Below are 23,542 nucleotides of genomic sequence, written 5' to 3'. Positions count from 1 at the left end.
AATGAAAATTATTTCGATTAATCAATCAGTAAAAATCCACACAAGTTGTTCTTCAATTCTCTTAATGATCTTCTTCCTGGTTCGTCACCAGCAAGCTAGGTCGGCTATATTACTCTTAATCTCTTAAAAGTCAACAGGTAATTTCGATATTTTTAAAACTTATCTTTCAAACCAACTTAACATCAAATTCATCACTTAAAGTAACCAACTTAATCTCAAGTAACTGTTTTTCAACAAGTTTCTATCTGCATCACCGCCGATGGATGTGCATTATAGACCATCCAAATCCCTTTGCAATACCTTTTTTAATATTAGTGCAACGACAGTTCGCTTTTTGATCAAAAATGATAAAAATATTCATTTTTTATATAAACACGGTTGTAAAAGCATCAATTTATCTAGGATTTTCTCATCTTGATTCTTCTCTTGCCATCTTAATGGACGGCAATCGATATATTCACAATATCCACCTTCTCCTTGAAGGCATTGATCATTCCAACTTAGCTGATAACGGAAACTTCCAATATATCCAGCAGCGAATCCAAATTTGTAATCACCACGACTTTCTGCATAGAGTTCGAAAATTACTTTTCCATTTTTTTTACACTGCCAAGAAAACTCTCGAGGTAAATACATTTCACGTCCATGTGGTGTTTCAACCTTTGGATAAACCCGATGGATATGGAAATTAACATCTTCCGTAAATGTGACAGCAGGCTTTCCTAGCTCTTGAATATCTAAACGTGAAAACAGAATAATATTCCATTGATTTCTTATTTGAGAAAGTGTGATTTGTGTTGTTTCATTTAAATTAATAATCTGGCAGGTATAAAAACATAAAGATAAGAAAGGTAAATGCAAGGCCCGAGCATGTTTAAAACGTCCTAATCCATTGACTTCATATTTCTGCCCTTTATATAAAATCTCTCCTTCACAATGACATAAAACAGACCAGTAGTCAGATATTCCCCACTGTAGTGCTGAAGAATTGGAAATATCAGAAGGTGTTTGGACAACTAAGTCACAACTCATTTCAGAATCTGTTCGTCTAAGCTGAACTCTTGGAATTTGCCATTCAATAAGATCTGTTTTATCAAATTGGTAACTATTAGGAGTAAGTTGACATTGTCTTCGGATAGAATAGGTTTTTAAGTGACTTACACTGTGTAGGCTGTTACTCACCAGTACTGTTGCTGTATCAATTGCTGAAGTCACAATACTGTTTGCGTTATAGCAAAGTGGAATTCTAGGCTGCCCGATTAGACTAATATAATTAAGATAACGAAGTGGGGCCGGTAAATTTGGAAGGATTAAGCCTTGATAGACAACTTTAAAGAAGCCTCTAGCGGGTTGATAAACAACACCCTCATTTGAGTTGAGGCTCAGTTGCTGTAATTGATTTATTGGACTCATCAACTTAGGCATACTGAACCTCATCTAATTTATGTTTTGATAGTCTCGTTATTTTTTTTAGCTAAAAGTGTGGTAACAAAACCTGATAGAGCATAGATGATTGAAACAATCAGAATACCCATTGGGATATTATAAGTGATTGCTGCAAAAATCAGTACTACCGGCAACATAACTACAAAAGGAACACGTTTGCGGTCCATTTGCTTAAATGAATAATATTTAATATTGGAAATCATAAGTAAACCAACAACAACCATGATTACCGCATTAATGACCTGAATCGCAATATCACGTAAATCGAAAATAAACGGATAATCACGAGCCACCCATACAAGCGAAATAATGATAATTGCAGCTAATGGACTTGCAATACCAATAAAATAGCGTTTATCAACTACTCCAATTTGAACATAAAACCGCGCAAAACGGAATGCTGCAAAAGCCGTATAAACAAAACAGCATGCTAAGCCGATGCGACCTAAATCATGGAGACTCCAGCTATACATCAGCATTGCTGGCGCCACACCAAATGCTAACAAATCAGATAAAGAATCATATTGCTCACCAAAAGCACTTTGAGCACCAATAGCTCGGGCAACACGTCCATCTAATCCATCGAACAAAGCAGCAAGAAAAATGGCATAGATCGCTTGTGTAAATTCGCCATTCATACTTGCAATAATGGAATAGAAACCAGACAACAAAGCGGCTGTCGTGATTAAGTTAGGCCAAAGATAAATACCTCGGCGCTTCACTTTTTGTCCTTCCGGATTATCTTCTTCTTCAACCACTTCGAACGTAATCCCATCAAAAGAATGTTCATTATGAGTTAAATCTTGCTCTGGTTTAGGCGCATTTGTCATTATTTTCTATTCCAAACATGTGCATTGATTTAGATTAATTATTACTCACCCACTAACCAGCGAACAGCAGCGTGACCACCTGTTTCTTGCATACGTAAGTGAGGAAATAACCATTGTAGGGCTTGGTCTGCTTGCTCAGAGAACTGCCAAGGTGGGTTAATTACCAATAAACCACAACCATTCAGACCTACAGGTGTGTCATCTGGCCATACACAAATTTCACAAATTAATTGACGGCGAATTCCAGTTTTGAACATTTTCTTTTCAAAACGTTCAATCATTGCGCGGTCTTTGATTGGATACCAAACTGCAAAGACACCTGTTGGCCATTTCTTATAAGCGCTTTGCAAGAGCTCAACCAATTGTGGAAAGTCTTTACGTTCTAATTCGTAAGGCGGGTCAATCATAACCAGACCGCGCTTTTCTTTCGGTGGAATTACACCGAGCAGACCTTCATATGCATCACGCTCATGTAAACCTGCACGTTTATCGCGAATGTTATGACGTAATTGCTGAAAAACATCGCGCTGCATTTCAAATATAGTCGCTTTGTCGATTTCACGCATACCTTGCAAAGCAAACCAAGGAGAACCCGGATAGCTACCTTTACCTTCTTCAGTACGTAATTCTTCTACGAGTTTTAAGTATTGCTGGATTGCTTCAGGAGCTTGACGCTTTTCCATTTCAGAAAGCTGTACAAGACGATGAATACCCGTTAGGAATTCTCCTGACTTTTGTGCAGGTGCTTGAGATAGATCATATTTTCCTGCACCTCCATGCGTATCGATATAACGATAAGGTTTATCTTTAGCATTTAAACGGTTGAGAAGCTGTAGCAAAAGCACATGCTTCATAACATCTGCAAAGTTGCCCGCATGGAAATGGTGACGGTAATTCATGTTGACTTTAATTCCTCAATTCAACGAATAGTTTAACATGAAAAAAATATTCTTTCGTAAGGTTGTGATCATCTAAAATAAGGCTGCTTGATTTTCTTACGATCGATATGAGGTTATATGCGCTCTCGACCACTTCCTGACAGTTGGAATCTGAACCAGATTTTAGATGACTTAAATGCACATGGTTTTGCAATTGTAAACCATGCCTATTCTACTGAGTATCTTGCTCAAGTTGCCACAGAGTGTAGTCATCACTTTGATGAGTTCCGTGAAGCAGGGATTCAAAATGGTGTAGTGAGTACTATTCGAAGCGATCATATTTTATGGATTAATGAGTCACTTCCTATTGCCGAACAACATGTCGAAACCCTAACTTCATTTTGCCAACATCTAAATCAAGCTTTCTTTTTAGGAATTAAAGAGGTTGAAGCGCATTTTGCCTGTTATAACGCAGGTGAATTTTATGCATTACATCGAGATAATCCTCAACAAAAAAATGATCGTATTATTTCTACTGTTTATTATTTACATCCTGAATGGCAGGATGATTGGGGAGGACAATTACGCTTGCAGGACAAAAATGATATTTGGCACATTATTACGCCAGAACCTAATCGCCTAGTTATTTTCCAAAGTAATTTGCTTCATGAAGTTTTAGTTTCTAAACAGCAGCGTTTATCAATTACAGCTTGGCTTCGTAGTGGAAACTCGATTTGGGGTTAGATAAGTGCTCTTTAAATTTCTTAAATAAACCCGATATAAGAGCTATTGATTAAAAAGGGCGAAGGCGTATGTCTATTGAAACAAAAATGATTGTGAGCAGAATTGGTGAAACAGACCAACTCTATTTAACTGAGAATACGCCCGAACTTGCTTTGGAACGTGCAGATTTACGTATGCAGCTCGTTGTATTAAGCCGTGTTCGTCAAGAGCAAATTCATTTTTTGCAAGAAGCTATTGTTTTGCTTGAGCAAGCTCGTATGGAATACGATGAAATGCCGATGCGTTTGTATTTGAATTTATCTCTTCATTTAGCTAAAGCGTATATGATTTATTTTGAGCTAAATAAAGAAAAACGCTTTGCGCTCATTGCACAGCAAATTTTAAAGCCCTTAGCTCACCATCACCATAGTGATATATACTTTTTCTTGGCTTATGCTTCGGCAGCGCAGGAAAAACCAGCTCTTACCCGACATTGGCTTACAAAATATTTATCAACTGCTCAATGTGATCTTGAGTTGGTTCATGAACATCCGGTATTTCATCCAATACGCCATGAGCCATGGTATAAAGAATTATTAAAATTCAAAACTCACTAAAGTGTGAATTTTAAAAGGCCTGTTATTTATAAACAGGCCTTTTTATTTGGTTATTTTTTTACACTATCTTCGTGTAGCTGCTCATTAAGTTCATCAATGACGACAATCCACTCATCATCTTTTTCCCAATGGCTTTTTAGGAAATCACTTTGACCTTGGGACCAAAAAGATGCTTCATGTAACTTCTGCTCAGCGGGTAACTGATGCGTTTTTATAAAATTTTCAATACTCGCGTCATCAGCATCTAAACCCAATTGCTCGAATAAAAGTTGTAATGTCGGTTGCTGTTCAAACATTGTTATTCTCCCATGGCTTCTTTTCAATAATCTAGCAACAATAGATGTTAGTTGTATATCTAGGTCTATATTTTCTTGTTGTTTTTTGTGTGTTCTTATTAAATTTCAAATATAAAAAAGCACCCTACAAGAGAGTGCTTTTCCAATTCATTTAACTAATGAATTATTTTAGCATATCAGCAATTGCTGCACGTTCTTCTTCAAGCTCGTTTAGAGTGAAGTTGATACGCTCACGGCTGAATTCATCGATTTCTAAACCTTGAACGATTTTGTATTCACCGTTTTCAGTTGTTACAGGGAAACCGAACATAACGCCTTCAGGAATACCATAAGAACCATCAGATGGAATACCCATAGTTACCCATTTGCCGTTTGTACCAAGTGCCCAATCACGCATATGGTCGATTGCAGCGTTAGCAGCAGAAGCAGCAGAAGACAAACCACGTGCTTCGATAATCGCAGCACCACGCTTACCAACAGTTGGAAGGAATACGTCTTTGTTCCAAGCTGGATCGTTGATCTTGTCTTTTAAGCTTTCACCATTTGCAGTAGCAAAACGGTAGTCAGCATACATTGTTGGAGAGTGGTTACCCCAAACTGTTAATTTTTCGATGTCAGCAACTGCAACACCAGCTTTTTGAGCAACTTGAGTCAATGCACGGTTGTGGTCAAGACGTAACATTGCTGTGAAGTTTTTCGCTGGAAGATCTGGAGCAGATTTCATTGCGATGTAAGCGTTTGTATTTGCAGGGTTACCTACAACTAATACTTTAACGTCACGGCTAGCAACTTCGTTTAATGCTTGACCTTGGCCAATGAAGATTTCACCGTTAACTTTTAACAAGTCAGCACGTTCCATACCAGGACCACGTGGGCGAGAACCAACTAATAATGCATAGTCAGCATCTTTAAATGCAACTTTAGGATCATCAGTCCCGATCATGCCAGCCAATAAAGGGAAAGCACAGTCATCAAGTTCCATCATTACGCCTTTAAGCGCTTGTTGTGCTTTTTCAACTGGAACTTCAAGCAATTGTAAAATAACAGGTTGATCTTTACCTAACATTTCACCGCTTGCGATACGGAATAATAAGCTGTAACCAATTTGACCTGCAGCGCCAGTCACGGCAACACGAACGGGTTGCTTCATGTAATTGTCTCCAATGAGTGTCCTTAATCGGGCTAAATAGCGATTCTACTTAACCAAATCATCATAAACGGCAAAGATTGTACTCTAAAGAAGTTGCAGATGCATGTAAAAGCGACTCATTTTCACCAAAAGTCTGATAGAAAATACAAATTAACCTTTACAAATAGATTCAATGTATGGTGAGCATTTTTCTGTGAAATGGTAGCTACTCTTAATAACTACCTTTAATTGTAATTTCACTTGGGCAATTAGAGACTACATGATTTGAACATTGCTTATATTGGCCATTTACTGTGTAGCAAACTTTAACTTCAGTAAGTACAACATCGGAACGTGAAAGTTGGCACGAAAAACGAATGCCATTTTGTGGCAAACTCGGGTTAAGCTTTGTAAATTGTTGACGTAATGTAGATTGTTGCATTTCTACATTACTAGAACTGGTTAAATTGGCAGGTATTTTTAATCGTTCAGCGAAGTTAATAATTGTACGGAAATACTGACTGGCGTTCATAGGTACACAGCCACCAACACTCTTCCAAAGTTGCACACGAGCGTTGTTGTCTGGCATCACTCGAGCAACGACTTTAGCTTGCAAGGGCGAAAGGGTGGCAGAACTTTCAGTTGAACAGTCCGTTCTAGTTGTTTCAGGCATTAAACCCGTAATTGTGAGTGAGTACCCTTCAAGACATTTACGCTGCTTCTGTTTAGAAGGATCTAGCGAACAGACAGCAGGCGTCATCTGAACATGCATAACATAACCTTGCACGTTTACAGGTTCCGCATGTAAAACAGAACTCATCAATCCAATGCTTGCACAGATGAGCCACCATGCAAGTTGCGATATTGGATGAAGTCCTAGATATCTATATTTCATTTAATTAAAACTTGGTTATGCCAATTAAAAGAATGTTCCATCATTCATCATCTAAAATTAAGGTGATGATCGCATTGGAATGACTTTCATACGCTGTATTAGCGACTGAGCGCCTTGCCCCAACACCACTCCATAATGGGTCGCATTTGTCATGACATGCTTGACATAATCTCTAGTCTCAAGCAATGGAATGGTTTCTGTATATTGATCAGCTTCAATCGGTTGGTAATCGGGTTGCCAACGTCTTGCACGATTTGGGCCAGCATTATAGCCTGCTGTCGCTAAAACAGGGTTATTGCTTAACTGCCCTTGAATCATTGATAAATAAAATGTTCCATAACGAATATTGGTATTCATTTCACTTAACGCCGTCGGATTATATGTCTCCCCCATCTGACGAGCAATCAACTTTGCTGTATCAGGCATAATTTGCATAAGGCCACCAGCTCCTACATGAGAACGTGCCGAGGTAACAAACCGACTTTCTTGACGCATTAAACCATAAGCCCACGCAGGATCAATTCCAGCATTGTAACTATGACTTACGACATTAGTCTTATGCGGAGTCACATAACGATACGTATCATTATGTTTATTCGTTGTACGATCTGCTGCGTAAATTGCACGATCATACCATCCCATATCGTGAGCACGTTTTGCCGCAGCCAATAATAATCCATCGTCATGCTGAAGATATGCTTGACGGACTGCCCAGTTCCACTCACGGTTGGTATACGTTGGATTTGCGTTAATACGTCTTAAAGTAAATGCACGATTAAAGTGAATATTTTGATCTAGACGGCGTAAATCGCTTGCAGTCGGCTCGTCGTTATATGGCTGATGGTTATAACGTACACCTAACCGGTCTTTTGCAAGAAGATTGTGATAATCATCCCCACTTTCAGCTAATTTTTTATAAATACGCTGTGCCGTGTTTTTAGAGTTACTATCGCCACGTTGTTCTGTCGCACGGGCTAACCAATATTGCCAGCGATCTTCTTGTTTCTGGGAAACTGACATGCTATCAATCGCACGAATTAAGCTTTCCCATGCGCTAAAGCGAATAGCTTGTCGTGCATAAATTTCAGCTTCTTCAGGACTTAGCGGATAACCATAGCTGGCATCAAAATATTGAAGTACTTCACGGTTAAAGTTATTTTTCATCACCGTCGTGCCACCGATATAAGCCACGGTTCGATAAAGATACTTTTGCACGCTCTCTGGAGTACCTTGCGCTACACGCTGTACATTTGCAAAAGCATTACCTAAATCATTATTCGCTAAACGACCTAATGCGAAAATCAAATAGGCATAATCTACATCATTGGTCTTTGGAGCAGTCCATAAATAATTAAGAGGATTCGCCTGAATCTGGTTGAGCTGAGCCAAAGAAAGATTCATTCCAAGACTTTGAGCAGTTGCAAGAGCTTGTCCTGATAAGCCTGAACGTAGCTGTACCCACAGACGCTGTTGCTTATCTTGGGTACTCATTAATGGACTGGTAAGCATCATACGGCCTAGCCCAACACAAGAGTCTGGTTGTGACTCAGTGGCTAACCAAACATCTTTATATTCTGCAAATACCAATGCATCACCACTTTTAGCTCGTACCTGCGCCAAAGCACAATTTTCGGCTGGGTCAGGGTTAGAGACATAAGGTAACAATGGCTGTGCAGATACAAAATCAGCTTGTTTAACTTTTTCTTCAACATAATCCGCTGCAAGCTTCTCTGCCATAGCAGATTGTGGATAGCGCTGGGCAAAACTTACAATTGATGTTGGAGATTGAAATCCTAAATTACTGTTTAACTTCCAGTATTCAGGATAATAGCCCAACACATCATTTTGCATTGCAGCCTGATATTGATCTAATAAAGCAGTATTACCACTATTGGCGGCATTTAATGCATCGTTAAATTGTTCTTCTGCGGCATAAGACAATGAACAACCAAGTAAACACACAGCTCCTAACCAGCTACGATGTGCATATTTATTTTTCATCACACGACTCTTGTTTGATGAGCTCTTTTTACCTGGTCTCATAAATGTGCTAAACCCTGACTATCCACCTTTAGGCATAGTTTAATTATTCTTCGTACATTCTTTTGTTGTGTTATGTAACTATCTGATTCGTCATCATTAAAATTTATGTCATTTGTCTTCATAAATCATGTGCAGCTTATGGCAGTTTATTGTTATCTGTCTGGCTCAAATACTGCTATAATGATCGGTTTGACCCGTTTTGGGTCATTTTATTATTTATTTAGATCGATCTGTTAGGAGCCTACATGACGGTTCAAACCTTCATTCCCAATGGTGCCAAAGCTGCCTCAGAAAACACTGTTACCCAGCCAACGCACACCACTGATGTTTCAATAAAGAAATTATATATTGAAACTCAAGGGTGTCAGATGAATGAGTATGACAGTCACCGTATGGCAGACCTTTTAGGGGATTCTCACGGTTACGTTTTAACAACTAACCCTAATGAAGCAGACATTCTGCTCATGAATACGTGCTCTATCCGTGAAAAGGCACAAGAGAAAGTATTTAGTGAATTAGGCCGCTGGCGCAAACTAAAAGAGCAAAATCCTGACCTTGTGATTGGTGTAGGTGGTTGTGTTGCATCTCAAGAAGGTGACAACATTCAAAAACGTGCGCCATATGTCGACATGATTTTTGGCCCACAAACCTTACACCGTTTACCACAAATGCTTGACCAACATCACGCACAAGTGGAAAAGCCGAAAAAAGAAAAAATTAAGCTCGTTGATATTTCATTCCCGGATATTGAAAAGTTCGACTTCTTACCTGAACCGCGCGTAGAAGGTTTCAAAGCATTCGTTTCTATTATGGAAGGTTGCTCTAAATACTGCTCTTTCTGCGTGGTTCCATATACTCGTGGCGAAGAGGTTTCTCGTCCACTTGATGATGTGCTTGCAGAAATCGCGGGTCTTGCTGAAAAAGGCGTTCGTGAAATTAGCTTACTCGGTCAAAATGTAAACGGATATCGTGGTGAAACATTCGAAGGTGGTATTTGTACCTTCCCTGAATTGTTACGACTCGTTGCAGAAATTCCTGGAATTGGCCGTTTACGTTATACAACTTCACACCCGCTTGAGTTCTCCGATGAACTTATTCAGTGTTATGAAGATTTACCTCAAATGGTTTCACACTTACATTTGCCTGTACAAAGTGGATCTAACGATGTACTTAAAGCAATGAAGCGAAATCACACGATTGATGTATACATCGACAAGATTGCCAAGTTACGTAAAATACGTCCGGATATGCATTTATCGAGCGATTTTATTATTGGTTTCCCAGGCGAAACTGACGAAAACTTTGCAGAAACATTGCAATTTATCAAAGATTTAGACTTCGATCACTCTTATAGCTTTGTTTACTCAAAACGCCCTGGCACACCAGCATCTGACTTACCAGATACAACTCCTGAACATGTTAAAAAAGAACGTTTAGCACAAGTTCAACAAGTCATTAAGCAATCTAGTATTGAAAAAACTGATGCAATGCTTGGCAAAATTGAACGTGTACTTATCGAGAAAGTGTCTGATCAAGACCCTAATATTTTAGTAGGTACAGCAGACAATACTCGCTTAGTAACTTTTGTAGGTGATGCTTCTTGGGTTGGCCGTTTTGCCGAGATCGAGATTACTGAAATTAAAACTTTAAATTTAGTTTACGGTGAACTCTTGAATCTTGAGCCTGACGTGGCGTAATGTAGAGGTATTCTAAAGTCTACTGAAAGGTTTTCTCTTGACTGCAGCGATTCGACGTACCGTAACATTTCCTGAAATTTCAATGGAACGTTTAAAGAGCATCTTGGGTGCCTATAATGGGCACCTTAAGCAAATCGAACAGCGTTTAGATGTCAAAATTACTCATCGTGGAGATGTTTTTCACATAGATGGTGAGATAGATGCTGTTGGGAGAGCCGAAGCATTATTGCAACGACTCTACGAAGAAACTGAAGAGTCTCAGCAAATCAGTGCTGATCTATTACATCTCTTGATTCAATCTTCACAAACTGAACGTAATTTCGAGTTAGTTGGTGAAGAGATGGAAGAGCATGATGCGCCAATGGATGTCTATTTCCAGACTCGAAAAGGTCGCATTAATCCACGTGGTGCCAATCAAAAACGCTATGTACAACGTATTTTACAAAGCGATATTTCTTTTGGTGTAGGCCCTGCTGGTACAGGTAAGACTTATTTAGCAGTTGCCGCCGCAGTCGACATGTTAGAGCGTAATGAAATCCAGCGGATTTTACTTGTTCGCCCTGCAGTAGAAGCAGGAGAAAAGCTCGGTTTCTTACCTGGTGATCTCACCCAGAAAATTGATCCATATCTACGTCCTCTTTACGATGCGCTTTACGAAATGCTTGGCTTTGAAAAAGTTGCCAAGTTAATCGAGCGTCAAGTGATTGAAGTGGCACCTCTTGCTTATATGCGTGGCCGTACACTTAACCATTCATTTGTAATTTTGGATGAAGCGCAAAACACTACGCCTGAACAAATGAAAATGTTCTTGACCCGTTTAGGTTTTGGCTCTCGTGCAGTGATTACAGGTGACATTACCCAAGTAGATTTACCTCGAGGCCAACAATCCGGTTTGGCACACGCCCTTCGTGTACTTGAGAACATTAAAGAAATTCATATTACCCGTTTCCATTCTCGCGACGTTGTACGTCATCAACTTGTTCAAAAAATTGTTGAAGCGTATGAAGGTTGGGATGGTGAACAACAGCGTCTTAATGCTGAAGCACGCGCTGAACGTAAAGCACGCCAAGAAGCATTAGTCGCTGAAAACGATACAGCAGCAGACCTGCAACATCAGGATGCCTAAGGATTCACTTTGAAAATCAGTTTAAGTTTACAACAAGACTTTCAATCCCCTGAGTTAGAGCTCAAACGAGCTCAACTCAAAAAAATTATTGAGACAACTTTACGCCACGTTGGCTACAAAGAAGACTGTGAAATTGGTGTTGCCTGTGTTGATCTGGAAGAAAGCCATCAACTTAACTTGCAATATCGTGAGAAAGATAAACCCACCAATGTTCTCTCGTTTCCAAGCGACATTCCCGAAGAAGTCCTACCAATGCTTGATGCATTACCACTAGGTGATTTGGTGATTTGTATTCCAGTGGTATTACAAGAAGCTCTGGAACAAAAGAAAACTGCCCAAAATCATTTTGCACATCTTTTAGTACATGGTGTTCTGCACTTACTCGGCTATGACCATGAAATAAGTGATGAAGATGCAGAAGAAATGGAAGGTTTAGAGATCGAAATTTTAGCTAAACTCAATATTGCTAATCCTTATCAGGAATAATCAATTTCTCTCAAACCATTAAGAACGCAAATAGCTTCTTAATTCATTTTAAAATGTGGATATCCTAAAAGTTATCCACATTTTTTCATTAATGAACTTCAAACTCGGCTTCAGCTGGATCAAAACGCCAAGTACGCACAATACGTAGCTCGGAAATATCCTTCATATTTGCATCAAAACGACCAAACGGTGCTCCACGACGTACTGATGCCTTTGCTGCCTCATCTAAAACTGGATGTCCTGAACTTTCAAGTAAACGGATTGCACGAATTCCCCCTTGAGCATTTAAAATCACCATAAGGCGGACTTCCCCTTTTAGCTGTTGCTGCTTGGCTTCTTCTGGATAATAGCGGTTACCGTAAAGCTCTACTTTTTCACGGAATTTATCTAGATAAGCTGCTGAGGCATCTTTCTTGGCTTGAATACCATCTAATGTTTTTATTTTTTGTTGGCGGCTGAAATCTTGCTGACGTTGCAAATATTGAGCTTCAAGGCTCGCGACCATTGCGGCTTTTTCTTGAAATTGGCTCTGTAACTGTTCAAGTGCTTTTTTCCTTTGGCTCTCCTCTGCTTGTTTCTGCCAACTCAACACAGTCATTAATACTTTTTCTTCAAATTTAAGTTCTCTTTGTTGCTGCACTTTTTCCAAAGTGTCTAACTGAGCTTCGCCAGTTGAAGCATCAGTCGGCATAGGCGTCGGAGAATTACTGGACATTCGATGAGCCGCTCGAAAAGTTCCCGAACCCTGCTGGTCTGCTTGAGCTAAAAAGTCTGCATGCTTAACGATCTCTTCTGTAGGACGAACCGATATCGCAATTTCTTTAGTCGATTGTTCTGATGGTGCAGGCATCGCAAAATGGATGAGCAGCACAAAAGTATGCAATAAGATTGCGAGTATTATCGCGACAATAAAGACTCGGTCTTGCCACCAATAATGAAAAGGCTCTATAGAAAGACTTCTTTTTTTCAACATAATCTTAAAAGCATATAAATGCCTTTTCCCCAGAGTATTAATAACCGAACAAAATACAAACTGATATTCAAATATGGATAAAAGTGTGATTCACTTCAAATATGAGTTTTTATCCATTTTCATTTTGTGAAAATGTATCAATTAAATTTGTTACACTGCAATATCAAAACCTGTTTTTAACATAATAAAGAGTGTGTTGTTTCTTTAATAATTCATCTTCTGGAAGTTCTTTTATGCAAACGCTATTTTCCTCATTAGTCAAACGTCTTCATAAAGTCTACCGAAAAGCTGAAGCCTTCATTGAGGAAGAAAGAGATTTTACATTGTCGCAAACTTTTCTAAATGCGACCTTAGAACGTTACGTGACTAATAATGTCGAGTTTTTAGATGATCTACATGCAGACCTTTATCATGACTGGTTAAGACTCTATGCCACAATGCATGTTAAAGGTTTAGAGACAACTTTATCTGTCGACTTAAAATTGATACAGATGGAATTCAACAAAGAACAGCAACTTATTGTATTTGAACAAATTAGTAATACACAAATTGTAGAAGCTAAATATAAAAATTTCTGGCAAAAGATTGCTGTAAAAGCTGCTATTTTTTACTATCACAAAATTCTAAAAAAAGATCCATTGGGCATGATTTTAGAGCGTTTTAGCGTAGCCCAAGAAAAAGATGACCTTATCTTTCTAGACCTAAATCGTTGGTTCGGTAAAAAAGCCAGCATTATTGAAACTTTAGGAAAGGTACATATCAACTATGCTCGAGTACGTGAAGCAGAATTAGTCGTCTTTGGTAACGTCAATCTTGCCGCGTTACTTTTCCGAGACCAAGAAGATGACTTTGAAGATGATCTTGAAGATACTGAAATTACGCCAATACAGCAAAAAGATGCATAACAACTGTATGAACCAAAGTAATTCACTGTTAAAAAACACAAAGAGATTACATATTTAGCATAAATCCTGATTTTTTCTCCATGATCAACAGGCATAATATGCAAAAGTCATAGATGCATCAGCACTGACCTTTCAGTCTGTACAAGGATATTTACTTATGGCAACAAAATTTCTGAAATCATTCAGCATCGCAACTGGTATTTCGACAACTTTGCTTATTGCAAGTTTCTCTAGCCATGCACTTGCCATGAGCCCATTTCAGGCAAATTATCAGTTTACCTATAATAATAAAGGCATGGGTTCAGCAACACGCGCACTTAGTCAACAAGGCAATAACTGGACTTATCTATTCACTGCAAAAGCAGGCGGAATTGCTTCTGCGAGCGAAACAAGTAAATTCAGTTTTGCAAATGGCAAAATCGGATCACAAAGCTTTAGCCGTACCAGTAAAATTTTAATTCATAACAATACTATGAATATTAATTTTAACCCTGGCAATAAGACAATTAGCACCAAGAAAGATGATAAAGCACGAACATTTGCTTGGCAGCCGGGCGTACTTGACGAGCTAAATGCTGAATTGCAAGTGCGTGAAGATTTAAAAAATGGTTCACTTAAGTCTTCGTACCCTCTTGCCGATGCAAAAGAAGTTGAAAACCGCCGTTTTGTAAAACAAGGCAGCGAAAAAATTAAAACTTCTTATGGCACTTTTGATACTGTAAAAGTTGTCTTAGAACATGGCCGACCAGATCGTAGTACGATTTTCTGGCTAGCGCCTAAATTAGACTATTTACCGGTTAAGGTAAGTCATATTGATGGCAAAACATCTTATGGTTTGTTATTAACAAGTTATAGCGGTAAAACGAATTAAAGCTTGCATTTTTTCGGATGCTTTTTAAAATACGCATTTGCTTTAAAAGCATCCGTCTAGAGGATTCTCCCGTGCACGCACTAGAACAGAAAATCTTAACAGAAGGTATCGTTCTATCTGATCAAGTGTTGAAAGTCGACGCTTTCTTAAATCACCAAATTGACCCTGTCCTCATGCAGCAGATTGGTAAAGAATTTGCCGCTCGCTTCAAAGATGCAGGGATTACCAAGATTATTACCATTGAAGCTTCAGGTATTGCGCCAGCAATCATGGCAGGTTTAGAACTTGGTGTACCTGTGATTTTTGCTCGTAAATATCAATCGCTGACTTTGAAAGACGATTTATATCGCGCCAAAGTGTTTAGTTTTACTAAACAAACAGAAAGTACTATTGCTATTTCAAATAAACACATCAACTCAAGCGATAAAGCTTTAGTAATTGATGACTTTTTGGCAAATGGTCAAGCTGCACTCGGTTTGATTGACTTAATTCACCAAGCAAACGCAGAGGTTGTAGGTGTTGGTATTGTGATTGAGAAATCATTCCAACCTGGTCGTGATTTATTGCTTGAGAAAGGTTACCGCGTTGAGTCATTAGCACGTGTTAAATCACTTACTGATGGCACAGTAACTTTTGTTAAAGAATAAAATTGTTTCAATAAAAAAAGAGCGGACTTTCGCTCTTTTTTTATTTTTATAAAACTATAGGCAAAGCTTTTTTACCATTTCACCTAAACGTCTACCTTGTGCTTCACATAAAAGCTTTTCATCTTGGCTTAAACTTTGGTCATGTCTAGGACCACTCACATGGCTTGCACCATAAGGAGTTCCGCCAGTTTTCGTATTCGACAACGCAGGAATAGAATTTGGCAAACCTAAAATCATCATGCCGTGATGAAATAATGGAGGTAACATCGTCAACAAAGTACTTTCTTGTCCACCATGCATTGAACCAGAAGAAGTAAAAACACATGCCGGTTTATCATGCAAAGCACCATTCAACCAAAGACTTGTGGTCTGATCCCAAAAATACTTCATTTCGCTCGCCATATTACCAAAGCGGGTTGGAGACCCTAGAGCCAAGCCTGCACAATTGGCTAAATCCTCTAAAGTACAATAAATATCGCCTTCTTCGGGAATGCTCGGTTCAGCCTCAGTTACAACTGTTGCAATATTGGGTACTGTTCGTATTTTTACGCTGATACCTGCAGATTCAACACCATTCGCAATAAGATGCGCCATTTCTTTAGTAGAACCATATTTACTGTAATAAAGCACAAGAATGTAAGGTTGCATCGGTTTCATGAATTTTGTTAAAAAGAACACTATACGGTATTTTTTATTTTTTTGGCTTAGCCAATTTTATGAAATTTTAAAGGTGATTGATTTTTAAAGGTGATTGATTTTTAAAGGCAACCGTAACAAATATTTGTAAAAGCTTTTTACTACCTTTTGTTACCATGATACATAGGGAACTTTCAGAATACTTTTTTATTCTTTAGGTTAAAGTTTTCCTCACACCAACCATAGTGTTCTCAACCGAATACACCGGTGAATATCAATCACCCACATCATGATTAAAAAAATCGGGATAGATGACGCATGTTAGAACGTTTTTTGAAGAGACTTCCTTTTTATAACAAGACCTGGTTTCAATTTATTTTATTCGTAATTAAGCGTTTCGAAGCTGATCGTTGCCGGGAACAGGCAGGCTCTCTCACCTACACAACTCTTTTTGCCGTTGTGCCGATGCTAACGGTATTTTTGGTTATTATTTCTTCAATTAAAGCGTTAGAACCAGCCAGACAACAGTTACAGCACTTAATTTATAGTAATTTTTTACCTAAAAGCACAATTGCATTTGATAAAGCACTTAATGCTTTTACTGAAAAATCTAGCAATTTAACTGTGATTGGCGTGTTATTTCTATTTGTCACCACAGTTTTAATGCTGACCACAATTGAAACTGTTTTTAATCGTATATGGCGAGTAAAAGAAACCCGTAGCGGCATTGTTGGCTTTATGCGTTATTGGACCATTATCTCACTTGGTCCGATTATTTTAGGCAGTGCATTTGTTATTTCATCAACTGTTGCATCTATGAACTTATTGAGTAATAACTTCACGGGCTATCAACTTGATGGTGCATTCTTGCTCTGGCTTATTTCTTTTGTTCTTACTGTTCTAGGTTTTTTCATTTTATATTGGACTATTCCCAACCGCACAGTCCCTCTATTTTCAGCAGCAATTGCCGCCTGTTTAAGTGCTGTACTGTTTGAAATACTCAAAAATTTATTTAGTTTTGTGATGTCAAACTTTACCAGTTATGAAATCATATATGGCGCATTTGCAGCAGTACCTATTTTCCTATTATGGGTCTTCTTATCTTGGAATATTGTGTTGCTCGGTGTCGAGGTGAGTTTTGCGCTTACTGCTTTTCACTCGGGTAAAGAACAAAAAAGACATCCCGTACTCATGCTACTTGATATTTTAGAATTATTTTATAAAAAGCAAAAACTTGGCGAAAGTGTAAGTGATAAAGAAGCATTGGCAATTTTAGGCCGTGGTGAGATTGGCCGTTGGCCCGCTTATGTTGTTTTGCTTGAAGAGCAAAATTTAGTGAAACGTACAGATAAAGATGAATATGTTTTAGTGCGTAATTTATCTCAAGTCGATTTTTGGAGCTTCTTTACTGCATTGCCTTATCCACTTCCTTTACGTCCGGATGTATTAAATGTACATGATGATGATGAATGGATGGAAAGAATTGGCCCTGCTTTAGTAGAATCAAATGACTATTTAGCTGCGAAACTCTCAATTCCACTTTCAACAATTTTTGAAGAGAAATAATATTCAACTCATAACAGGGCTTAACCTTTGTTTGGTTGGCCCTGCTTTAGACTCATCACAACTATTCCAGATAGCACTAAAATACTTCCAAAAATAAATTTAATTTCTAATTTTTCATTTAACAACAAAACACTAAACAGCACACCAAATAGTGGCGTCAGAAAAGAGAAAACTCCTAATCGTGAAGCTAAATAATTTCTGAGTAGCCAAAACCATAATAGTAAACTTGCAAAAGATACAATTAAAGTTTGAAAGCTTAAGCTTAGAATTGTTAAAGCTGTTAAGTGAATAGTTGTTTGACCTGTCAAAAAAGCGATTGAGATTAATAAAATAAAACAACCCGTTAATTGATAAAATAAAGTTTGAGTTGCTGGTGCTTGGGCTAAAGAAGATAAACGAACGATAATGGTACTCAGTGCCCATGCAAGTCCAGCCATAAGTGCATATAAATCACCTAATAAAACTTGCGCTATAGCTGGTGCATTTATAGCTGTGGTTGTAGGGTAAAATGTAATAATAATTCCCATAAAAGCTAAAGCAATACCTCCCCATTGCGCTCGGTTCAAGCGTTCAGTAGGAAATTTCCAATGTAATCCTAAGGCGACAAAAATTGGAGCGGTATAGAGTAAAACTACAGTGTGAGAAGTCGAAGTAAACTTTAAAGCTTCGGTAACGAAATAAAACTCTAATGAAAAAAATAAAGCGACAAGAGCACCAGCTTTACATTGCTGATAAGAAAACAGATGAATCGAATGATCACGCCACAATAAAGGTAGAACTAGAACTGCAGATAAACCAGAGCGTAAAGCAATTTGCATAATCGGTGAAATATCTGGTGCTGCTATTTTCAGAACCACCTGTTGCAGCCCTAACACCATACATAAAAGCACCATTAAAGCCGAGGCTCTGGCATCCAGATTTTTGCGCTCTTCCATATAGCACCTTTCTTTATAGCGAAAAATCTGACTATAGAACTGTCTTATTTACATGATATAGTGAAAAACAGACAACACATAAGCAATTTCAGGCAATTTTCAAAGATGAAAAAATCAGCTCAACGTGTGCAGGATTTTCAGGAAATTCCTGCTCATAACGCCATCCCTGATTTGCTTTGGTTTCGTGTCCGCAATGCACCCGCAGAAACGATTTATCCTCAACATGCGCATGCATGGGGTGAGTTTATTTATGCGTTTAGTGGTGTACTCGAAGTTAATATTGATCAAATTAATTATTTAACTCCGCCTCCTTATGGGATTTAGTTACCGCCTTATACCAAACATAGCGGAATTAACCGCAACCAAGTAACTCATGCAACTTTATATATTCATGAAAGCCTGTGCCAAAAGTTACCGCAAAAGGCAGGTATATTATTAACCTCCCCGCTTGTGCCTGCTTTACTTGATCACTTAAGGCAAAATCCCCAAGATGAAACCCAGGTCGAATATATACGCCTACTCCAAGTTTTATTAGATCAACTCATAAAAGCTGATTTGGTCGGTAGTTATTTACCTACAACAAATCATCCAGCCTTAGCCAAAATACTAAATGATTTACATCAATGTCCTGCAGACAATAGTACTTTGCAAGAACTTGCTGAACGGAACAATATGACCGAAAGAACGTTAGCTCGTTACAGTCAAAAAGAGTTAGGAATGTCTTTACATGAGTGGAGACAAAGACTAAAAGTCATGAAAGCGATGACTATGCTCAATCAAGGTAAAACCATAGAAAGTATTGCTTTTGATTTAGGCTACGCCAGTGCATCAGCATTTATATATATGTTTAAACGTTGGATGGGCTTTACACCAGACCAGTTCAGAAAGCTCTATCAATAAATTAATGTTGGGTATAATAAAAAACCCTATTATTGGTTCAATAATAGGGTTCAAAACTTAGTGAGATAAATCAAATTATGCTTTCACAAAGGTTTCCCAAATAAAATCCTGAGTCGCACCTTTCAAAGTCATTTTTAGCTGATCAGCAGCATGTAATGGTCCTACACCCGCTGGCGTGCCAGTCATAATGACATCGCCCGGTTCAAGTGAGAACACCTGATTAATATCTGTTAATAGATTAGCTATATTAAACATGAGTAAGGCGGTATTACCATCTTGACGCAGTTCATCATTAATATGAAAAGTAAATTTAGTTTCTTCCCAATTCGTAATTTCACTTACATCTACCCAGTCCGCAAGTACGCATGAGCCATCAAATGCTTTTGCTCTTTCCCAAGGTTGACCTTTATCTTTTAATTCATTTTGTAAGTCACGTAATGTCAAATCCAACCCTAAAGTCACTGCACCAATAGCTTGTAGTACTTTTTGCGGATCGGTTTCTCCTTTTAGTGGCTGATCAATACGTAAAACAAACTCACATTCGAAATGACAGCTACCCCAAGCAGGATTCCACGAAATACCTTCATCTAAACCAATCAAACTACTTGGCGGCTTGATAAACAATACTGGTCGTCCCGGCATTGCATTGTTCAGCTCTTTTACATGATCAGCATAACTTCTGCCCACACAAACGATTTTTGAAGGACGTGTTTTCATGAGGCTTCCTTTATTGTTGCGGCTAATAATTCCAATAACTTACTTCTTGAATGTATTTTCAAATATAGTTTGATCTGAAGCTTGAGCAAAGGCACGTTTCGGTACAATAATGACCGTTTTATTTTTTAACTCAAGCATATAAGTTAGTTTACCTTTGGCAAAAGTCTGCACATCACCATACTGTACAACTTGCTTACGGCCAGCGGCATAAAGTTCAAAGTAATCTTGATATAAATCGATCCCCTGCTCGCTCTTACCAAATTGATAACGAACAAATTGACGTTTAAACATCATAGGTAAAAGCCAATAGCGCATTAAACCTTGCATAATCAGGAAAAAAATACCCAAAGCAACATAGTAGCGACCAACGCCTGATAAGCCTAAATAAAAACCCCAAATAACAATTGCAATACTAATAACAGGGGTTAAAAAACGTGTGAATTGTTTCTTTCCGAATGTCACCAAGCCAAACCCGTCTTGAGACTCTTCTAAATTTAAATAATAACGTAAAGATAAAGCGCTTTTTTGCTCGGTCATCACTATGTATCAATATTGAATAAATCGAAACTATTAGAGCATATTCATCTACGCTTTAAAATGAATCAAAAGTGATTTTTTATTTTTGCTCAAACTATAAAGCCTTCACTCATACATACTGCTTACTTGTTTCATATATAGAACGTAGATTCATATTTTTAAGGCTTATTCCATATCTTTAAATTTATAAAATACTTCTATTGTCTTTTTAGTGGAATACGTCATGTCTTTCTTTGCAAAACTATTTGGCTTAAATCAAAAAACGACAGCTCAAGAAGATGTGGCTTTAAAAGCCGCTCAAGAGCTAGAATCTTCAAATGAAACTTCTTTTATAGAACTCATTAAGAACCGCCGCTCTATTTATGCAATTGGAAATAACTTAAGCCAATCAAATGATGAAATTGAAAAGTTAATTCAAGAAGCAATCAGACACAGCCCTTCTGCTTTTAACTCTCAATCATCTCGCGCTGTCATTTTATTTGGACAATCCCATCATAAATTCTGGAATACAGTTCTTGAAGTTTTAAAAAGTATTGTTCCAGCTGAAGCTGTATCTGGAACAGAACAAAAAATTCAAAGTTTTGCTGCTGGTGCAGGCACAGTTTTGTTTTATGAAGATCAGAACGTGGTTAAAGGTTTACAAGAACAGTTTGCAGCTTATGCTGATAATTTCCCGATCTGGTCGGAGCATTCAACAGCAATCGCACAATTTGCAGTCTGGAATATTTTAACCGAACAAGGTATTGGCGCTTCATTGCAACACTACAACCCAATTATTGATGAAAAAATTAATGTTTTATTTAATATTCCATCTGAATGGAAGCTAAGAGCTCAGTTAGTTTTTGGTTCTATTGAAGCTAAAGCTGGTGAAAAAACCTTTATTGATGATGAAAGCCGTTTTAAAACATTCGGATAATGTTTTTTTTGAATTTAGAACTTTTTAAAGCTGGTCGCCATGTGCACCAGCTTTTTTTATTAGTATCCATATAAAATAGACACAAAAAAACCGCTATATAGCGGTTAATTCTTCAAGTGGTGCGCTCAGAGAGATTCGAACTCCCGACCCCTTAGTTCGTAGCCAAGTGCTCTATCCAGCTGAGCTATGAGCGCGTACTTGATGGAGGGCATTATACGCAGTTTTTTCATTTTAGAAAGACCTTTTTCATCTTTTTGTCATCAAGCGTCTAGTTCTTAGCCATAATAAAATACCTCAGTAACATAGCTGTTCAAAAAAGGATTGTTTGCCCATAAAATGTATTTGAAATATTTTTTTGCAATTAAAGTTTTCTGACTTCATCTATCCAATTTGGGCATTTTGGCCAAATTGACAGAAATAAAAGCCTAGCTTTTTAGTCAGGATTATATAAATAATATATTTCTACTTATGCAAAAGTATTTTTATAAATAAAATTATTTAGCATTAATAATTATAAAAAATAATAATAAAATGAGAGAAACATACATTCATCTTCAAACTATATATTATAAAAAAAATTATTATTTTTATGTCTAAATCAGAATGAATAACTAATTGTCAAAATATTATAAGTATCAAATTATTTGAGTAGAAATATGCATTGACACTTTTTGAGATCTACCCAATACTAAATTTTAATTATTGAGAAACATATCTCAATAATTGCCTAACGCAATAAATAAATACTTACTTAAAAATACATAAATATACAGGAAATAGACCATCATGTTCTTACTGAAAAATCTCGTATCTTCGATAACAAAAGTTACTCAGGACCTGGGTAATGTTGTATCGGTGAATCCTGTGGTAAACACAGGCTCTCCTGTTAATGTAAACGTTTCTGACATAAATATTGCTAATGGAAATGTTTCAACATCTGATATGTGCTGAATTAGCAGGAGACTTTCACTTGGGATATGCTAGGCAGCTAACCGATAAAAGTTCTCTGCTATTTGATTTGGCGTTTTAAAATCCAAACTCTTTTGAATTCTTCGCTGATTATAAAATAACACAATGTATTCTGTAATATCTGCTTTAGCTTCATCTCTGGTTTTATAGTTGCAATGATGCACTAATTCATTCTTGAGTATGCCCCAGAAACTTTCAATCGGTGCATTATCGTAACAGTCCCCACGTTTGCTCATTGAACCTTGAAAATCACATTTTTCCAGTATCTTTCGATATTCATGGCTGCAATATTGGCTGCCTCTGTCCGAATGAATAATTAAGCCTTTCGTTGGTTTTTGATTACGAATCGCCATAGTCAGTGCATTGCAAACAAGTTGTGCGGTCATACGCTCATTTAAGCTATAGCCAACCACTTGTTTCGTGTACAGGTCTTTTACTGCTGCCAAGTATAACCAACCTTCAGCAGTCCAAATGTATGTAATATCGCTTGACCATGCAAGATTGGGCTTAGTCATTGAAAACTGTTGCTCTAGTAAATTTGCGTAGATCGCTCGATTATGATCACTCTTCGTAGTTCTTTTGAAACGCTTATGACGCTTACAATACAGCTGGTTGAGCTTTTTTATTTGACGTACAGCATACGTACTGATTTTGATACCTTGCGCTTGTAAATGCTTAGTTAATCGAATATAGCCATAGCTTTGTTTAGTTTCCTCATGAGCTATTTTGACCAAAATTGTCTGTTGATTTCGCTGAACCAATCTTTTATTCATGCCTCGTTTTAGCCAATCATAAAATCGTGAC

General features: G+C 37.7%; 22 protein-coding genes, 1 tRNA gene and 2 pseudogenes. 11 read left to right on the top strand and 14 right to left on the bottom strand.

Going from position 1 to position 23,542, the window contains the following annotated elements; genetic code table 11:
- Positions 1 to 338: 338 nt before the first annotated feature.
- From J678_RS22085 to J678_RS22075, 3 genes and pseudogenes are all read right to left on the bottom strand, one after another.
- Positions 339 to 1,425: pseudogene (locus J678_RS22085) on the bottom strand (DUF6670 family protein).
- Between the two features lie 17 nt (positions 1,426 to 1,442).
- The gene (gene pssA / locus J678_RS22080) at positions 1,443 to 2,276 is read right to left on the bottom strand and encodes a CDP-diacylglycerol--serine O-phosphatidyltransferase (RefSeq protein WP_032027530.1); all 834 of its coding nucleotides are present in this window, start codon (positions 2,274 to 2,276) and stop codon (positions 1,443 to 1,445) included.
- Positions 2,277 to 2,317: 41 nt separating this feature from the next.
- A complete protein-coding gene (locus J678_RS22075) occupies positions 2,318 to 3,175 on the bottom strand; it encodes a 23S rRNA (adenine(2030)-N(6))-methyltransferase RlmJ (RefSeq protein WP_004711861.1) in 858 nt (285 codons plus the stop codon).
- 117 nt (positions 3,176 to 3,292) lie between these two features.
- Between J678_RS22075 and J678_RS22070 the strand changes: the two genes are divergently transcribed.
- Together J678_RS22070 and J678_RS22065 are read left to right on the top strand one after the other, a co-directional pair.
- Positions 3,293 to 3,898, top strand: a complete 606-nt coding sequence (locus J678_RS22070; protein WP_002050740.1) for a 2OG-Fe(II) oxygenase — start codon at positions 3,293 to 3,295, stop codon at positions 3,896 to 3,898.
- A 68-nt stretch (positions 3,899 to 3,966) separates the two neighbouring features.
- On the top strand, positions 3,967 to 4,494 hold the full coding sequence (locus J678_RS22065; RefSeq protein WP_002050748.1) for a hypothetical protein: 528 nt from the start codon (positions 3,967 to 3,969) through the stop codon (positions 4,492 to 4,494).
- 50 nt (positions 4,495 to 4,544) lie between these two features.
- Here J678_RS22065 and J678_RS22060 read toward each other — a convergent pair whose 3' ends face one another.
- From J678_RS22060 to J678_RS22045, 4 genes are all read right to left on the bottom strand, one after another.
- Positions 4,545 to 4,790 carry a DUF2789 family protein gene (locus J678_RS22060; protein ID WP_004711858.1) on the bottom strand — a complete coding sequence of 82 codons (246 nt, stop codon included), beginning with the start codon at positions 4,788 to 4,790 and terminating at the stop codon, positions 4,545 to 4,547.
- Between the two features lie 163 nt (positions 4,791 to 4,953).
- Complete coding sequence (locus J678_RS22055; RefSeq protein WP_002050778.1) at positions 4,954 to 5,940, bottom strand: malate dehydrogenase; 987 nt, start codon at positions 5,938 to 5,940, stop codon at positions 4,954 to 4,956.
- A gap of 211 nt (positions 5,941 to 6,151) precedes the next feature.
- Entirely contained in the window at positions 6,152 to 6,814 is a 663-nt protein-coding gene (locus tag J678_RS22050; RefSeq protein WP_004711857.1) for a hypothetical protein, read from the bottom strand.
- A 57-nt stretch (positions 6,815 to 6,871) separates the two neighbouring features.
- Entirely contained in the window at positions 6,872 to 8,815 is a 1,944-nt protein-coding gene (locus J678_RS22045) for a lytic transglycosylase domain-containing protein (protein ID WP_031956482.1), read from the bottom strand.
- A 287-nt stretch (positions 8,816 to 9,102) separates the two neighbouring features.
- Here J678_RS22045 and miaB point away from each other — a divergent pair, with 287 nt between their 5' ends.
- Genes miaB through ybeY form a run of 3 tightly spaced genes read left to right on the top strand, consistent with a single transcriptional unit; the run spans position 9,103 to position 12,166 of the window.
- On the top strand, positions 9,103 to 10,554 hold the full coding sequence (gene miaB / locus J678_RS22040) for a tRNA (N6-isopentenyl adenosine(37)-C2)-methylthiotransferase MiaB (RefSeq protein ID WP_002050781.1): 1,452 nt from the start codon (positions 9,103 to 9,105) through the stop codon (positions 10,552 to 10,554).
- 37 nt (positions 10,555 to 10,591) lie between these two features.
- The gene (locus J678_RS22035) at positions 10,592 to 11,680 is read left to right on the top strand and encodes a PhoH family protein (RefSeq protein WP_002050786.1); all 1,089 of its coding nucleotides are present in this window, start codon (positions 10,592 to 10,594) and stop codon (positions 11,678 to 11,680) included.
- A gap of 9 nt (positions 11,681 to 11,689) precedes the next feature.
- The gene (gene ybeY, locus J678_RS22030; protein ID WP_004711856.1) at positions 11,690 to 12,166 is read left to right on the top strand and encodes an rRNA maturation RNase YbeY; all 477 of its coding nucleotides are present in this window, start codon (positions 11,690 to 11,692) and stop codon (positions 12,164 to 12,166) included.
- An 88-nt stretch (positions 12,167 to 12,254) separates the two neighbouring features.
- Here the strand turns inward: ybeY and J678_RS22025 are convergent, their stop codons facing one another.
- Positions 12,255 to 13,139 (bottom strand): energy transducer TonB, encoded by an 885-nt coding sequence (locus tag J678_RS22025; protein WP_031956481.1) that lies wholly within the window; start codon positions 13,137 to 13,139, stop codon positions 12,255 to 12,257.
- 233 nt (positions 13,140 to 13,372) lie between these two features.
- Between J678_RS22025 and J678_RS22020 the strand changes: the two genes are divergently transcribed.
- The 3 genes from J678_RS22020 to J678_RS22010 all read left to right on the top strand — a co-directional run bounded on the left by J678_RS22020 (position 13,373) and on the right by J678_RS22010 (position 15,562).
- Positions 13,373 to 14,044, top strand: coding sequence for a hypothetical protein (locus J678_RS22020; RefSeq protein WP_031956479.1), 672 nt, complete (start codon positions 13,373 to 13,375; stop codon positions 14,042 to 14,044).
- 157 nt (positions 14,045 to 14,201) lie between these two features.
- Positions 14,202 to 14,915, top strand: coding sequence for a DUF3108 domain-containing protein (locus tag J678_RS22015; protein ID WP_002050776.1), 714 nt, complete (start codon positions 14,202 to 14,204; stop codon positions 14,913 to 14,915).
- Between the two features lie 71 nt (positions 14,916 to 14,986).
- Positions 14,987 to 15,562 carry a xanthine phosphoribosyltransferase gene (locus J678_RS22010; protein WP_002050789.1) on the top strand — a complete coding sequence of 192 codons (576 nt, stop codon included), beginning with the start codon at positions 14,987 to 14,989 and terminating at the stop codon, positions 15,560 to 15,562.
- 54 nt (positions 15,563 to 15,616) lie between these two features.
- Here J678_RS22010 and wrbA read toward each other — a convergent pair whose 3' ends face one another.
- Entirely contained in the window at positions 15,617 to 16,219 is a 603-nt protein-coding gene (wrbA, locus tag J678_RS22005) for an NAD(P)H:quinone oxidoreductase (protein WP_006582614.1), read from the bottom strand.
- Between the two features lie 297 nt (positions 16,220 to 16,516).
- Between wrbA and J678_RS22000 the strand changes: the two genes are divergently transcribed.
- Positions 16,517 to 17,764, top strand: a complete 1,248-nt coding sequence (locus tag J678_RS22000; protein ID WP_002050751.1) for a YihY family inner membrane protein — start codon at positions 16,517 to 16,519, stop codon at positions 17,762 to 17,764.
- A gap of 20 nt (positions 17,765 to 17,784) precedes the next feature.
- Here J678_RS22000 and J678_RS21995 read toward each other — a convergent pair whose 3' ends face one another.
- The gene (locus J678_RS21995) at positions 17,785 to 18,699 is read right to left on the bottom strand and encodes a DMT family transporter (RefSeq protein ID WP_006580678.1); all 915 of its coding nucleotides are present in this window, start codon (positions 18,697 to 18,699) and stop codon (positions 17,785 to 17,787) included.
- Positions 18,700 to 18,804: 105 nt separating this feature from the next.
- On the opposite strand from J678_RS21995, the pseudogene J678_RS0104685 reads away from it, so the two are divergent.
- A pseudogene (locus J678_RS0104685) lies at positions 18,805 to 19,599 on the top strand (helix-turn-helix domain-containing protein).
- A gap of 75 nt (positions 19,600 to 19,674) precedes the next feature.
- Here J678_RS0104685 and J678_RS21990 read toward each other — a convergent pair.
- Entirely contained in the window at positions 19,675 to 20,316 is a 642-nt protein-coding gene (locus tag J678_RS21990; RefSeq protein ID WP_031956477.1) for a fumarylacetoacetate hydrolase family protein, read from the bottom strand.
- A 39-nt stretch (positions 20,317 to 20,355) separates the two neighbouring features.
- Positions 20,356 to 20,853: a YcxB family protein gene (locus tag J678_RS21985; RefSeq protein ID WP_004711841.1), complete on the bottom strand. Its 498-nt coding sequence runs from the start codon at positions 20,851 to 20,853 to the stop codon at positions 20,356 to 20,358.
- 223 nt (positions 20,854 to 21,076) lie between these two features.
- On the opposite strand from J678_RS21985, the gene J678_RS21980 reads away from it, so the two are divergent.
- Entirely contained in the window at positions 21,077 to 21,769 is a 693-nt protein-coding gene (locus J678_RS21980; RefSeq protein ID WP_017398197.1) for a nitroreductase family protein, read from the top strand.
- Positions 21,770 to 21,886: 117 nt separating this feature from the next.
- On the opposite strand, the gene J678_RS21975 is transcribed toward J678_RS21980, so the two are convergent.
- Both J678_RS21975 and J678_RS21970 read right to left on the bottom strand, forming a co-directional pair.
- Positions 21,887 to 21,963 (bottom strand) — tRNA-Arg (locus J678_RS21975).
- Between the two features lie 786 nt (positions 21,964 to 22,749).
- A partial coding sequence (locus J678_RS21970; protein ID WP_032027527.1) for an IS3-like element ISAba21 family transposase occupies positions 22,750 to 23,542 on the bottom strand: 793 nt, incomplete at its 5' end.

It is taken from the genome of Acinetobacter sp. 1424608 (assembly GCF_000588255.1).
GTDB lineage: Bacteria > Pseudomonadota > Gammaproteobacteria > Pseudomonadales > Moraxellaceae > Acinetobacter > Acinetobacter nosocomialis.
Note: the sequence above shows the minus strand (reverse complement) of the source record. Positions and strands in the feature narration are given on the sequence as shown.